This is a genomic window from Yoonia maricola, from assembly GCF_002797915.1.
Classification (GTDB): Bacteria; Pseudomonadota; Alphaproteobacteria; order Rhodobacterales; family Rhodobacteraceae; genus Yoonia; species Yoonia maricola.
In genome coordinates this window covers 345,943-358,584 of record NZ_PGTY01000002.1, presented here as the reverse complement: position 1 = coordinate 358,584, position 12,642 = coordinate 345,943, and the positions used below count along the sequence as shown (strand labels likewise).

Genomic DNA, 12,642 nt, shown 5'->3' with positions numbered 1-12,642 from the left:
TCTCGGCAACGTTTAGTCAGCGGTCAAAAGCGGTGGCTTATCTCCGCCGCCGGTAATACGACCCTGCGCCGGTGCTTCATAGCGTAAGTCCAGCTCACCTTTCTTGACCCCCACTTTGACGATCCCGCCTTTAACAAGCTTGCCAAAGAGCAGCTCTTCCGCCAGCGGCTTTTTGATGTGTTCCTGAATGACACGGCCCAGCGGACGTGCACCCATTTTCGCATCATAGCCTTTGTCGGCAAGCCATTCAGCTGCGGCAGGTGTTAGCTCAATATGCACGTTACGGTCGATCAGCTGCGCTTCAAGTTGCAGGACGAACTTTTCGACCACCTGCATGATCACAGGTTTCGGCAACGCGCCAAAGCTGATCACCGCATCCAGACGGTTACGGAATTCCGGCGTGAAAGTCCGCTCAATCGCAGCGGTGTCTTCGCCTTCACGGCTTTCACGGCCAAAGCCCAGCGCGTTTTTCGACATTTCGGCCGCACCCGCGTTCGACGTCATGATGATGATCACATTGCGGAAATCAGTGGTCCGCCCATTGTGATCGGTCAGCTTACCGTGGTCCATGACCTGCAACAGAATGTTGTAGACGTCAGGGTGCGCTTTCTCCATCTCATCGAGCAGCAGCACACAGTGCGGGTTCTGATCGACACCGTCGGTCAGCATACCACCCTGATCGAACCCAACATAGCCGGGGGGTGCACCAATCAAGCGGCTGACAGCGTGCTTTTCCATGTACTCGGACATGTCAAAGCGCATCAATTCCACACCCAGCGTATCTGCCAGCTGTTTTGCCACTTCGGTTTTACCCACACCCGTTGGACCTGCGAACAGGTAGTTCCCAATCGGCTTTTCAGGTTCACGCAGACCGGCGCGCGCCAGCTTGATGGCAGAGGACAGCGCTTCAATCGCTGCATCCTGACCAAAGACAACGCGTTTCAACGATTTCTCAAGGTCTTTCAGAACCTCAGCATCGTCTTTCGATACGTTCTTGGGCGGAATGCGCGCAATCTTCGCCACAACATTCTCGATTTCCTTGGCACCAATCGTCTTACGACGCTTGCTTTCAGCAACCAGATGCTGTGCAGCACCGGCCTCATCAATCACGTCGATTGCCTTGTCGGGCAATTTGCGGTCATTGATGTAGCGGGCAGACAATTCTACAGCGGTCTTGATCGCATCAGCCGTGTATTTGATGCTGTGATGTTCTTCGAAATAGGGCTTCAGACCCTGCAAAATCTTGATCGCGTCAGGGACCGAAGGCTCTGTCACATCAATCTTCTGGAACCGCCGTGACAACGCGCGGTCCTTTTCAAAGTGTTGACGGAATTCCTTATAGGTCGTGGACCCCATGCAGCGCAGCTTACCACCCTGCAACGCCGGTTTCAGCAGGTTTGAGGCATCCATGGCACCACCAGAGGTCGCACCCGCACCGATCACGGTATGAATTTCGTCGATGAACAGCACGGCATCAGCGTGATCTTCCATCTCGGTCATCACGGCCTTCAGGCGTTCCTCGAAATCACCGCGATAACGCGTACCTGCAAGCAATGCGCCCATATCAAGCGAATAGATCGTCGCCTTCGACAGCACCTCCGGCGTTTCACCGTTCACAATCTTAAAGGCCAGACCTTCGGCAATTGCGGTTTTACCAACGCCCGGATCACCCACCAAAAGCGGGTTGTTCTTGCGGCGTCGGCATAGCACCTGAATACAGCGTTCCACCTCGTGCGCGCGGCCGATCAATGGATCAACATCGCCTTTGGTCGCTTTGGCATTCAAATCAACGCAGTATTTCGCCAGTGCGCTTTCTTTTTCATCACCTTCGCCGGCGGCGATCGTCTCGCCCTCTTCTGGCGAGCCAGTCACGGGGCGCGCCTCACCGAAAGCGGGATCCTTCGCCACGCCATGGGCGATGAAGTTCACGGCATCATAACGCGTCATATCCTGTTCTTGCAGGAAATAGGCAGCATTGCTTTCGCGTTCGGCAAAGATAGCGACCAGTACGTTGGCCCCGGTCACTTCGCTGCGGCCAGAGGATTGGACGTGGATCGCCGCACGCTGGATAACGCGTTGGAAGGCGGCCGTCGGCACAGCCTCGGACCCTTCAACATCCGTGATCAGTGTCGAAAGATCATCCTCAATAAACCCTTCCAGATCCTTGCGCAGATCGTCAAGGTTCACAGAACATGCCCGCATCACGCGTGCTGCGTCAGGTTCATCAATCAACGCCAAAAGCAAATGTTCCAGCGTAGCAAGTTCATGTTTACGTTCATTGGCCAGCGCCAGGGCGCCATGAATGGACTGTTCGAGTGTTGTCGAAAATGATGGCACGTCTTGTGCTCCTTCATATCGGGGGCTGGCGTGACCCAACCGTGGCCTCTTACCCTTAAGGTTTGGTTTTATTTCCCAACCTTCAAGGACTTTTTTCGTATTTGGCATCACAAATCGTGTGATGCTGAGTTTTTGACCGGCTTTTCACCATGCTCTCACATCTTTGTGGTTAAAACTTGTCTTTTTGCGCCCGTGCATAGGTAAACACGTCCACCGCGGATGCGTCGGCCATACCAAGGGCGGCTTGAAATTCGGGAACATCGGCGCGCAAAAACGGGTTTGTGCGCTTCTCTTCGGTCAGCGTTGAAGGGACCGTGGGTTGGCCGGCTGCACGTGCAGCCTCGATCCGCTTAATACGAGAGATAAGGTCTGGATTATCCGGGTCAAGGGATGCGGCGAAACGCGCGTTGGTTGTCGTGTACTCATGACCCGAGCACACAAGCGTGTCATCAGGCAGCGCGCGCAGCTTTTGCATGCTGTCCCACATCTGTGCGGGCGTCCCTTCAAACAGGCGTCCACAGCCCAGTGCCATCAGGCTATCTGCGGTAAAGACCAGCTGCGCATCAGGCATATGAAAGGCGATATGGCCAATCGTATGGCCGGATACGTCGAAAATATCAGTTTGCAGCCCGCAAACAGTGATCTGATCGCCGTCTGCAACCGCCAAATCCAGATCGGGCAAACGATGGGCGTCGGCCCTGGCCCCAATCACACGCGCCCGACCGCGCAAGGTATCGACGGCACCAATATGATCATCATGATGGTGGGTGATCAGAATATCGCTCAGCGTCCAACCACGGGCATCCAGTGCTGTCTGAATGGGGGCGGCTTCGGGTGCATCCACCAACGCAGTCTCACCGGTGTCGCCATTATGGACCAAAAACGCGTAATTATCTGCCAGACATGGCACCACAACCAATTCCACCGCTGATGTCTTTGTCATGGCAATGCCCTTTCCAGTTGATATGCTGCAATCACAGCTTTGCCCAAGGAGCCGCAAACCGCAATGCACCTCGACGTCCTTGATTTGCGAAACTTCTATTACCGCAGCGCATTGGGGCGTGCGGCGCAAAAGGTGATCCGCGACGAGCTTTGCATGGTATGGCCAGAGGCAAAAGGGCAGGTGGTCGTGGGTTTCGGGTTCGCCCTGCCGCTCTTGCGGCCCTTTTTGAAAGACGCACGCCGTGTGATCGGGCTGATGCCGGGGCCACAAGGGGTGATGCCTTGGCCAGCGGATGGTAAAAACGTCAGTGTTTTATGCGAAGATACGCTTTGGCCAATTGAGACGGGGCATGTCGATAAACTGGTCATGCTACATGGGCTCGAGACGACCGAACAGCCCTCATTGCTGTTGGACGAAGCATGGCGGGTGCTTGGTCCCGGTGGGCGTGCGGTGTTCATCGTGCCGAACCGGGCCGGGCTATGGTCACGCTCTGACGCCACGCCATTCGGCTACGGGCGGCCCTATTCGCTGAGCCAATTAGAAGCACAACTGCGGCGACACCAGTTCGTGACCGAACGGGCTATGTCGGCCCTGTATCAACCACCATCCGCGCGCAAGATCTGGCGCAAGTCGGCAGGATTTCTGGAAAAGGTCGGGCACAACCTGCCTGTTGTGGCCGCAGGCGGTGTTCTAATTGTCGAAGTGAGCAAGCAAATGGCGGCGCCCACGCGCCCGGGATTGACCGAGGCGGTTAAAAAACCGCTCAAAGCGCTTGAAGGTATCGCCAAGCCGCAACCCAAACCAGAAGCAGCGCCGTCACGCGTTAGCGCAGGATGTGACCGCTAAAGCGGATCGGCAAGAACAAGAACCCAGTACTGATTTTCGCCTGTGCCCGCCTTGGCCAATGCAAAATGCTCTGCACGGGCCATTTCGTTATTTTCCTTATGACCTGTTGTGGATGACTGCCAACTCGCGAGTGCTGCTGCCTCATTCGCCTGACCTTTGGCAATGTTTTCGCCCACCCAGCTGAACGCGTAACCCGCGTCATTGACCCTTTCGCCAATGGTCGACCCATCGCTGCCAGTATGGCTAAAGAACTCGTTAGCATGCATGTCATTGGCATGCCGACGGGCCGCTGTACCCAATTGCGCATTGTATGACACGGACCCAACACCGGCGTCGCTACGCACACCATTTAACATGCTTGTAAATGTTGTGCTGGGAGCTTCAGAAACAGCAATCTGCGGCAAATCCTCAATCGCGATTGTGTCGCTTGCATTTGATGTACTGCCACCGGCACCGCCACACGCAGCGGCAAGACCAAGTGCCGCAATAGAAAGAACGCGCTTCATGAGATTGCTCCGAATATTTATCGGAACATAGCTAGGGTGTTCCGCTTGATGCGCTCAATCAAAGACCGCAAACCTTTGTAAGATAAGCAAAATATTGCTTGTCTGGTCATGCGTAAGGGGGAAAGACGCCAAAATCCTGAAACAATTATAGCAAAAAGGGACCACAGCACCATAAATCGAAACAAGCAGCACTGAAGCTATTCTCCACAACGCAACATTTGCGTAAACACCCACGACGGCCTGAAACATAGCGCGAGGTGCACACCCCACATGCGATTGACTGTACTTTGGCCGTTCTTATTCATGGCAATAGCAACACCCTTAAAGGCCCAATCTGCATTTGAGCGCCTGCAACAACAGGCTGAGGCAGCCTTGGTCGGCGATAGGCCGGGTCAGGCCGCCAGCATTGCAACCGAAATGCTGGGAGCGCAGCCTGAAAGTTTTGCAGCGCTCTACCTTCTGGCGTTGGCACAAGCGGATCTGGATACGCCGCAAAGCGCCGCAGAAACCGGTGCGCAGGCTTATAAGGCTGCCCTGACCAACGATGAACGCTTCCTCGCGGCACGCTTTGTGGCTGGTGTGCATTTTCAGGCCGGCCAATACACGCGATCACAAATCTGGTTGCGCCGGGCGGCAAATGACGCGCAGACGCAGGCCGACCGGCAATCTGTTGCGGCGGCTTTCAACGCTACCTCCGATGCAAACCCGTTGTCGGTGCAAGTGACCGGCTGGATCGCCCCATCCGACAACATCAACAACGGATCGGAGGATGGAATTCTGACGCTAGAGAGCATCGGCCTTACCTTCGTGTTACCGGAAGATCGCCGTTCCCTGTCAGGCGTGGCATTCGCAGCAAGCACTGAACTAAGTTACCGCATCTCGCAAAGCCCCCAGCAGTCAACGGCATTGGTGGGTTTGGTTTCAGGCGAAACCTATACGCTGTCATCTGACGCGCAGGACCTGCTCGCCAGTTCGCCAGATGAGGAGGTGCGGGCGGTTGATGGTAAAGATTTTGCAAGAGTAACAGCCTCTGTCGGGATAGACCGGCAGCAAAACAATATCAGCCCTCTGGGGCCTGTGCGTTTCGGCGTCACTCTCGGCAGCTATTGGCAGGGTGGCACGCGGCTGATCAACTATCGCGATCTGAGCGTTGCACAAATCGTCCCGATCGGACGCCGCAGCACGGCCCGGATCAGAGGGTTGGTGCGAAAGCAAGAGGTGCTGACGCCAAGCCTGCGCGATTCTACGCTTTATGATGTATTGGGCACCTTTGACCGGACACTAGCAAGCGGCGATCTGTTACAACTCAGCCTGCGGGCGCGGCAGGTCGCAGCCGGGAGCGAGACATCATTTGATGAATACGAAGCGGGGGTCGGCTACGGGCTGGCCCAACCCATCCTTGGGGTGAGACTTTTTACATCGCTGGCCGTCGGCATGCGCACCTATGATGAGTTCACAACAACCCTTGATGGGCGCGAGGACAATTTCATATCCGCTGACGCCACCGCAACCTTTCAGGACATCAATTACTTTGGCTTCTCTCCTAGCATTACATTGTCTTCATCACGGACCGTTTCAACAGCGGAAGAGAACACGACATCCGCCGTACAATTGCTTTTCGGGATCACATCACGATTCTGACCCAGCGATTGCCGTTTGCATCCTTGCAGCAAAGCCCAGTATGCACCTGTCATGACCGCACCGTTTGACATCTTTATGGTCGCCACGCCGGGACTTGAACAGGCGCTGTTGGCCGAGGCTCAGGCCAATGGGTTCAGCAATGCGCAACGCACCCCCGGCGGGGTCACAATCAGCGGGACATGGGAAGACGTCTGGCGCGCCAATCTTGTTATGCGCGGAGCCACGCGTGTTTTGGCGCGGGTGGGCAGCTTCATGGCGTTTCACCTCGCACAGCTGGACAAGCGGGCGCGCAAGTTTCCGTGGGGTGACATTCTGCGCGCCGATGTGCCTGTACGGGTCGAGGTCAGCACTTCGAAGAAGTCCAAGATCTACCACGCGGGGGCAGCGGTCCAACGGATTGAAACCGCGCTCAAGGACAGTCACAGCATGACGATCAGCGCGGATGCACCCATTGCTATCAAGGTACGGATCGACGACAATCGGGTAACGATCAGCATCGATACCTCGGGCGAAAGCCTGCATAAGCGCGGGCATAAAGAGGCTGTCGGCAAAGCACCCATGCGCGAAACGCTGGCCGCGCTGATGCTACGTGAATGCGGCTACGACGGGCGCGAACCGGTGCTGGATCCGATGTGTGGATCAGGCACGTTTTTGATTGAGGCGGCGGAAGTTGCGATGGGGCTCCACCCCGGCCGGACGCGGGGTTTCGCATTCGAACACCTCGCGACGTTTGACCCGGATGCATGGTCAGACATGCGTAGGGTGGGTGAAACCCACGCGCCGCAAAACCATTTCCACGGCAGCGACCGCGACGCCGGTGCCATCCGCATGGCCACCGCCAACGCCGAACGGGCGGGGGTTGCGGAGCATATCACCTTCCAAAACCTCTCTGCCACTGACATCAAACGGCCCGCAGGCCCACCGGGCCTGATCATCTGCAACCCACCTTATGGTGCGCGGATCGGCAATCAAAATATGCTCTACGGCGTCTATGCCGGGCTAGGCGATGCGATCAAACGTGAATGCCCAGGCTGGCGGGTCGGGATCGTGACCAGCGAGGCCGGGTTGGCAAAGGCTACGGGGCTACCGTTCAGACCCAAAGGTGCCGCCATCCCGCATGGCGGACTAAAGGTGTGGCTGTTTCAGACAGGCCTACTGTAGATGCACACCCTATTCCAAAATTGATCTGACCAATGCGCGTTGATCGCCCGGCGTCAAACCACCCAGAACCACAAGTGATGCGCTGATCGCTTGCACGGCGCTCAGGTTATCGGGCGCCAAAAATGTATCGGCCAAGATCGAAACCGAAATGACTGTGCTTTCCAGAAACTCTGCGTTCGGCTCGCGGCCGCCAGAGGCGACCAAGTTTTGCGGTCCCCGCGATAACATCACAATCGCGCAGACAAGGCGGATGCGCTGCTCAATCGGTTCTTCAAGCCATTGCCCAATCGCATAGTCACGCAGCTTGTCTTGCGGGACATAGCAGCTCGAACGGCCAAATAACTCCCCAGCCTCCCCCGTATAGAACATCTCTAACGGGAAGGGACGCGCATTCACACCGGCGACCTCTTCCTGCGGAGTGAAGGGGATATCGACATTTACCTCATGCGCATGCGCGACAAATGGGTTCAGGGCAAGTGTCGCGATAAGCGGGGCAATCTGGCGTGCGGTTGCTGCGCGTATAAAAAGGTTCTTCAAACCCCCACCTCAACCCGCTTCACTTCAATCCCCGCCGCCTGCATCGCAGTCGCCGCAATATCCACCGCCGTCAGCCCTGCATCCGCGTACATCGCATCCGGCGACGCGTGATCAATATAGCGGTCGGGCAGCGTCATCGTCCGTACTTGGCAGCGTCCATCCAGCAGGCCATCGTTGGCCAGATCATGCAAAACCATCGCACCAAAGCCGCCCTGCGCACCCTGCTCAACCGTGATCAGCGCTTTGTGGTTGCGCAGCAATTGCCGGATCAGCGCGCGATCCAGTGGTTTGGCAAATCGCGCATCTGCAATCGTCGTAGAGACACCTTGGACCGCCAGTTTCTCTGACGCCTTCCGACATTCCGCCAGATGCGCCCCAAAAGACAGGATCGCCACGTCAGACCCTTCCTGCACAATCCGGCCTTTGCCGATCTCGATCAGGTTACCCCGTTCGGGCAGCTCAATCCGCACCCCTTCGCCGCGTGGATAACGGAAGGCAATCGGCCCTTCGTCATAGGCCGCAGCGGTGCGCACCATATGCATCAGTTCCAACTCATCCCCGGCCGCCATCACGACCATATTCGGCAAGGCGCTCATATAGCCGATATCAAAGGCCCCCGCATGGGTCGGCCCATCGGCACCGACCAGCCCGGCGCGGTCAATTGCGAAACGCACGGGCAGGTTTTGCAAGGCCACATCATGAACCACCTGATCGTAACCGCGTTGCAGGAAGGTCGAATAGATCGCGCAAAACGGCTTCAGCCCACTCGCCGCCATCCCGGCGGCAAAGGTGACACCATGCTGTTCGGCGATGCCCACATCAAACACGCGGTCCTTGAACCGCGCGCCCATGATATCAACGCCAGTACCCGAAGGCATCGCGGCGGTGACCGCCACAATGCTGGGGTCCATCTGCGCCTCGGTCGTCAGAGCAGAACCAAAGACCTTGGTATAGCTGGGCGCGTTGGGTTTCGATTTCGCCTGCGCCCCAGTCGCGACATCGAATTTGGACACACCATGCCCGCAATCAGCGCTATCCTCGGCTGGGGCATAGCCCTTACCCTTGGTCGTGCAAACGTGGATCAAGACAGGGCCTGTTGCGCGGGTCCGCGCTGCGCGCAAGACTGGCAAAAGCTGGCTCATGTCATGGCCATCAATCGGGCCGATATAAGAAAAACCAAGCTCTTCAAACAACGTCCCTGAACCACCGGTCTGCATCCCCGTCACCAGATTGCGCGCCCGGCGCGCGTGGTCCCGTAGCGGGCCGGGCAAAGCGGCCTCAAACCCTTCGGCCATCTTGTGCAACTCACCCATGGGCGAGGCGTAAAGGCCCGACAGATACTTCGACATTGCCCCCACAGGTGGGGCGATCGACATCTCATTGTCGTTGAGAATCACAAACAAGCGACGGCCCTCTGCGCCTGCATTGTTCAGCGCCTCATAGGCCATGCCCGCGCTGATGGACCCGTCACCAATCACGGCAATCGCATCGCCCGTTGGCATGCCCATGTCGCGCCCCACAGTAAACCCAAGAGCCGCAGAAATAGAGGTGCTTGAATGCGCGGCACCAAAAGGATCATAGTCGCTCTCTGCGCGCTTCGTGAAGCCGGACAACCCGCCTTCTTGGCGCAAGGTCCGAATACGGTCGCGCCGTCCGGTCAGCACCTTATGCGGATAACACTGGTGCCCAACGTCGAAAACAAGCTTATCGCGCGGCGTATCAAAGACCGCATGGATCGCTGTCGTCAGTTCAACCACACCCAGCGACGACCCCAAATGCCCCCCCGTTTGGGACACCGCCGAGATCACCTCGGCCCGCACATCATCGGCCAGATTGGCAATGGCCATGTCGTTCATCCGGCGAATATCGGCAGGGCCAGCAATGCTGTCGAGGAATGGCGTATGTGGGCGATTGGTCATCTCAGCACCTTTGTGATATGAAAAAAGCGCCGCAAAAGGGTGTAACCCGATTGCGACGCTAGTTCTCCTGTAGCCAACAGGAAGGGAACTGGGGTTCTCACCCCATATCGGGCCAGCCAGGGAGGGTAGCCCGATGGCGTATGAAACAGGCGGTGCGTCGCGCGCCGCCTGTTCCAATCTCACTACACGTGAACGACTTCTTCGACCTCAATCACCAGCGATGACCGGTTGATCGGATCCGGCGTTTCACGGCTTTGTTCCGGAAGGATACGGCCAATGAATGCCATGGCGGCAATCACAAACCAAACTGCCAAAACAAAAACCGCAGCATAACCGGCCCCTTTAAGCATTAAGAGAGTGATATCGGCGGTCAGCCTGCTCTTTTCGCTCATGTCGAGGATGTTATCGTTTTTCATCATCTCTCTCCTTAGTTCAGCGGCGCATAGCCGTGCTGCTGCGCCCAGACAAACCAGTTATCAACAACCGTACCGGTCAACAGGATCCCGATACCGCCTGTCAGCGTTGTCAGAACTGCAAACCACCACGCCCAGCGGTGGATACCTTCCATCGTGGCGTTAAAGCCCATGGTCCAGCGCCAGAAGAGTGCGGCACGTTCGGTCGCAGTACCGCGGTCAACGATCTGTTCGATCTCGCGTTCACCGCCGAAACGGCTGACCGCAAGGATCGTCGCACCGTGCATCGCAAACAGCAGGGCAGAACCATAAAGGAACACAATGCTCAAGGCGTGGAACGGATTGTAGAACAGATTGCCATATGTAATCGAAAACAGGTTCGTCCAATCAAGGTGCGAGAAGACACCATAAGGCACCATTTCAGACCAGTCGCCCATCAGGATCGGACGGAACAGACCCAAGACAAGGAACAACCAGATCGCAGAGGCGAACGCCCATGCCACATGCTTGCCCATGCCGAGTGCTTCGGCCCGCAGATATGTCCGCACCCACCACGTGATCACAGAGATCAGCAAGAAGAATGACGCGATCATAAAGTACCCGCCGTCATTCATGGGTGGCATACCTAACCCATAGCCCGGTGAAGGCGGATCAAGCGAGAGCCAGAACAGATCGCGCAGGAAAATCGCCGGATTATAGTCAGCCTGCGCCCAGAAGGACAAACCGACCATGACAAACCAGATCAGACCTGTCGCCAGCGAGATGACCCCGAAGGAACCCAGATAGATCGGCCCCAACTGTGCGTTCCCGAATAGGCCCGCAAGTTTTGAGAACCCAGTGGTGGTGCCGCGATCAATCGCAGTCCCATCAGGTCCGGGCAGGCCCATTTCGGCCGGCCCCTGTACTTGAACCTGTGTGAAGATGTTTTGATATTCAGCCATTTTTCATATCCTCCTACAGATCAACCCACCAAGGGAGTTCATAGTACCAATCCCACCAGACGATCCATTCATCGAACCAGATGGTGCCAGAAATCACGATACAAATCGCAGACCAGAAGCCAGCGTTCAGCGCCAGAAACAGGCCGAGGCGGTGAATCCCCAGTGGCCCGATCGAATAGCCGATCAAATCACGAAAGTACGTATCTTCATGATCAGGTGACTTGATCTCTTGGCCCTTTGGCGGGTTCACGGCTGACAACACCAAGGAACCGTGCAGCGCAAGTGCAAGCGTGGTCGTGAAAAAGAACGTGATCGCGATCATATGCGCGGGGTTGTAATGGAAGTTACCATAAGCATAGCCCACGTTGTTGACCCAATCGAGGTGGCTGAAGATGCCATATGGGAACGCATGGCCCCAAGCGCCTAGCAAAACGGGTCGGATGACCACCAGCGTTACATAGGCAAAGATCGCGACGCCAAAGGCAAAGGGCACGTGATAGCCAATGCCCAGTTTGCGGCAAATCTCAACCTCGCGCATCATCCAGCTGACGAATGCGCCGATCGCACAGATCGTGATGATCTGCCAAAGGCCGCCTTCCATGAGCGGTGCAGCACCCAAGCCATACTCAAGCGGCGGCGGGTCAATGGATATTAACCACGGGTTCCACGTGGGGCCTTGGCTGGCCCCGTAAAAAATCAATATCGTCCCAAGGACGGCGAAAAAGAACGTCGTAACCCCGAAGAAGCCAACGTAAAATGGCCCCACCCAAAAGTCGAACAGATCACCGCCTACCAATGTCCCGCCACGGACCCGGTATTTTCTCTCGAAGCTGAGCTGTGCCATCTTCCAATCTCCATTCATCGACAGGCCCTGCATCCGCGTCTCGGTGCGCCCTGTCATCGTCAATGTCGGTGTTTGCTACGGGCGGAACGCGCCCGCCCGCAGCGATATCATTGCGGCAAAAGCCGATTACATTCCGCCAAAGGCGAGCTGGAACCAGTTTGTGCTTTCATTGCTCAGCAGGACGAGGTGAATCATCGCTGCGAGAAGGAACAGGAATACGCCCTGTGCCACGAATACGCGGCGTGGGTCGAATACCAGCCAGATCTTGTAGAACTGTGCCATGTGCTATTCCTCCTACCAGCTGAACCAAGGAAGCTTGATGTACGTCAGAATATGAGCAACCACGGCCACAACCGCGAAGAGTGTGAACCCGCTCATATAGACTGCGTGCAGCTCCTGGGCCTGCTCGTCAGTGAGACCTGTGAAAGACAGGTCAGATTTGTCAGCCATGTTTTGTCTCCAAAATAAAGTACTGACGCCGCGCACCCCCCGCGGCCGGGTTACGACAGAAGCTCTTCCTCTGCCCCAATCCACCATCCCGGGGGGGAATGATG

The 12,642-nt window shown here is 56.6% G+C and carries 13 protein-coding genes; 3 read left to right on the top strand and 10 right to left on the bottom strand.

Annotated elements, in window-relative coordinates; genetic code table 11:
• Positions 1–12: 12 nt before the first annotated feature.
• Positions 13–2,337, bottom strand: a complete 2,325-nt coding sequence (gene clpA / locus BC777_RS11970; RefSeq protein ID WP_100368411.1) for an ATP-dependent Clp protease ATP-binding subunit ClpA — start codon at positions 2,335–2,337, stop codon at positions 13–15.
• A 169-nt stretch (positions 2,338–2,506) separates the two neighbouring features.
• Positions 2,507–3,280, bottom strand: coding sequence for a hydroxyacylglutathione hydrolase (gene gloB / locus BC777_RS11965; RefSeq protein WP_100368410.1), 774 nt, complete (start codon positions 3,278–3,280; stop codon positions 2,507–2,509).
• Between the two features lie 63 nt (positions 3,281–3,343).
• Here gloB and BC777_RS11960 point away from each other — a divergent pair, with 63 nt between their 5' ends.
• Positions 3,344–4,126 carry a class I SAM-dependent methyltransferase gene (locus BC777_RS11960; protein ID WP_100368409.1) on the top strand — a complete coding sequence of 261 codons (783 nt, stop codon included), beginning with the start codon at positions 3,344–3,346 and terminating at the stop codon, positions 4,124–4,126.
• Here the strand turns inward: BC777_RS11960 and BC777_RS11955 are convergent.
• Positions 4,123–4,632 carry a CAP domain-containing protein gene (locus BC777_RS11955; RefSeq protein WP_100368408.1) on the bottom strand — a complete coding sequence of 170 codons (510 nt, stop codon included), beginning with the start codon at positions 4,630–4,632 and terminating at the stop codon, positions 4,123–4,125. The two genes, BC777_RS11960 and BC777_RS11955, sit on opposite strands and share 4 nt — an antisense overlap.
• 270 nt (positions 4,633–4,902) lie before the next feature.
• On the opposite strand from BC777_RS11955, the gene BC777_RS11950 reads away from it, so the two are divergent.
• Both BC777_RS11950 and BC777_RS11945 read left to right on the top strand, forming a co-directional pair.
• On the top strand, positions 4,903–6,273 hold the full coding sequence (locus tag BC777_RS11950; RefSeq protein ID WP_168769152.1) for a hypothetical protein: 1,371 nt from the start codon (positions 4,903–4,905) through the stop codon (positions 6,271–6,273).
• Between the two features lie 51 nt (positions 6,274–6,324).
• Positions 6,325–7,434 carry a THUMP domain-containing class I SAM-dependent RNA methyltransferase gene (locus BC777_RS11945; protein WP_100368406.1) on the top strand — a complete coding sequence of 370 codons (1,110 nt, stop codon included), beginning with the start codon at positions 6,325–6,327 and terminating at the stop codon, positions 7,432–7,434.
• Positions 7,435–7,443: 9 nt separating this feature from the next.
• Here BC777_RS11945 and BC777_RS11940 read toward each other — a convergent pair whose 3' ends face one another.
• The 7 genes from BC777_RS11940 to pufB form a co-directional block, all read right to left on the bottom strand.
• Positions 7,444–7,971 carry a hypothetical protein gene (locus BC777_RS11940; protein WP_100368405.1) on the bottom strand — a complete coding sequence of 176 codons (528 nt, stop codon included), beginning with the start codon at positions 7,969–7,971 and terminating at the stop codon, positions 7,444–7,446.
• Positions 7,968–9,890, bottom strand: a complete 1,923-nt coding sequence (dxs, locus tag BC777_RS11935; protein ID WP_100368404.1) for a 1-deoxy-D-xylulose-5-phosphate synthase — start codon at positions 9,888–9,890, stop codon at positions 7,968–7,970. Before dxs ends, BC777_RS11940 begins: the two co-directional genes overlap by 4 nt.
• 182 nt (positions 9,891–10,072) lie before the next feature.
• Positions 10,073–10,306 carry an RC-LH1 core complex protein PufX gene (gene pufX, locus BC777_RS11930; protein WP_245834327.1) on the bottom strand — a complete coding sequence of 78 codons (234 nt, stop codon included), beginning with the start codon at positions 10,304–10,306 and terminating at the stop codon, positions 10,073–10,075.
• Between the two features lie 11 nt (positions 10,307–10,317).
• Entirely contained in the window at positions 10,318–11,244 is a 927-nt protein-coding gene (gene pufM, locus BC777_RS11925; RefSeq protein ID WP_100368402.1) for a photosynthetic reaction center subunit M, read from the bottom strand.
• Between the two features lie 13 nt (positions 11,245–11,257).
• The gene (pufL, locus tag BC777_RS11920; protein WP_100368836.1) at positions 11,258–12,088 is read right to left on the bottom strand and encodes a photosynthetic reaction center subunit L; all 831 of its coding nucleotides are present in this window, start codon (positions 12,086–12,088) and stop codon (positions 11,258–11,260) included.
• Between the two features lie 126 nt (positions 12,089–12,214).
• Complete coding sequence (pufA, locus tag BC777_RS11915) at positions 12,215–12,370, bottom strand: light-harvesting antenna LH1, alpha subunit (RefSeq protein WP_019954421.1); 156 nt, start codon at positions 12,368–12,370, stop codon at positions 12,215–12,217.
• Positions 12,371–12,382: 12 nt separating this feature from the next.
• A complete protein-coding gene (gene pufB, locus BC777_RS11910) occupies positions 12,383–12,538 on the bottom strand; it encodes a light-harvesting antenna LH1, beta subunit (RefSeq protein ID WP_100368401.1) in 156 nt (51 codons plus the stop codon).
• Between the last annotated feature and the right edge of the window lie 104 nt (positions 12,539–12,642).

What these genes read in the sequence shown, in the direction of transcription:
- BC777_RS11950 (WP_168769152.1), top strand. Translation starts at nt 4,903, where the DNA reads ATGCGATTGACTGTACTTTGGCCGTTCTTATTCATGGCAATAGCAACA.
- dxs (WP_100368404.1), bottom strand. Translation starts at nt 9,890, where the DNA reads ATGACCAATCGCCCACATACGCCATTCCTCGACAGCATTGCTGGCCCT.
- gloB (WP_100368410.1), bottom strand. Translation starts at nt 3,280, where the DNA reads ATGACAAAGACATCAGCGGTGGAATTGGTTGTGGTGCCATGTCTGGCA.
- BC777_RS11955 (WP_100368408.1), bottom strand. Translation starts at nt 4,632, where the DNA reads ATGAAGCGCGTTCTTTCTATTGCGGCACTTGGTCTTGCCGCTGCGTGT.
- pufM (WP_100368402.1), bottom strand. Translation starts at nt 11,244, where the DNA reads ATGGCTGAATATCAAAACATCTTCACACAGGTTCAAGTACAGGGGCCG.
- pufA (WP_019954421.1), bottom strand. Translation starts at nt 12,370, where the DNA reads ATGGCACAGTTCTACAAGATCTGGCTGGTATTCGACCCACGCCGCGTA.
- BC777_RS11945 (WP_100368406.1), top strand. Translation starts at nt 6,325, where the DNA reads ATGACCGCACCGTTTGACATCTTTATGGTCGCCACGCCGGGACTTGAA.
- pufL (WP_100368836.1), bottom strand. Translation starts at nt 12,088, where the DNA reads ATGGCACAGCTCAGCTTCGAGAGAAAATACCGGGTCCGTGGCGGGACA.
- pufX (WP_245834327.1), bottom strand. Translation starts at nt 10,306, where the DNA reads ATGAAAAACGATAACATCCTCGACATGAGCGAAAAGAGCAGGCTGACC.
- pufB (WP_100368401.1), bottom strand. Translation starts at nt 12,538, where the DNA reads ATGGCTGACAAATCTGACCTGTCTTTCACAGGTCTCACTGACGAGCAG.
- BC777_RS11960 (WP_100368409.1), top strand. Translation starts at nt 3,344, where the DNA reads ATGCACCTCGACGTCCTTGATTTGCGAAACTTCTATTACCGCAGCGCA.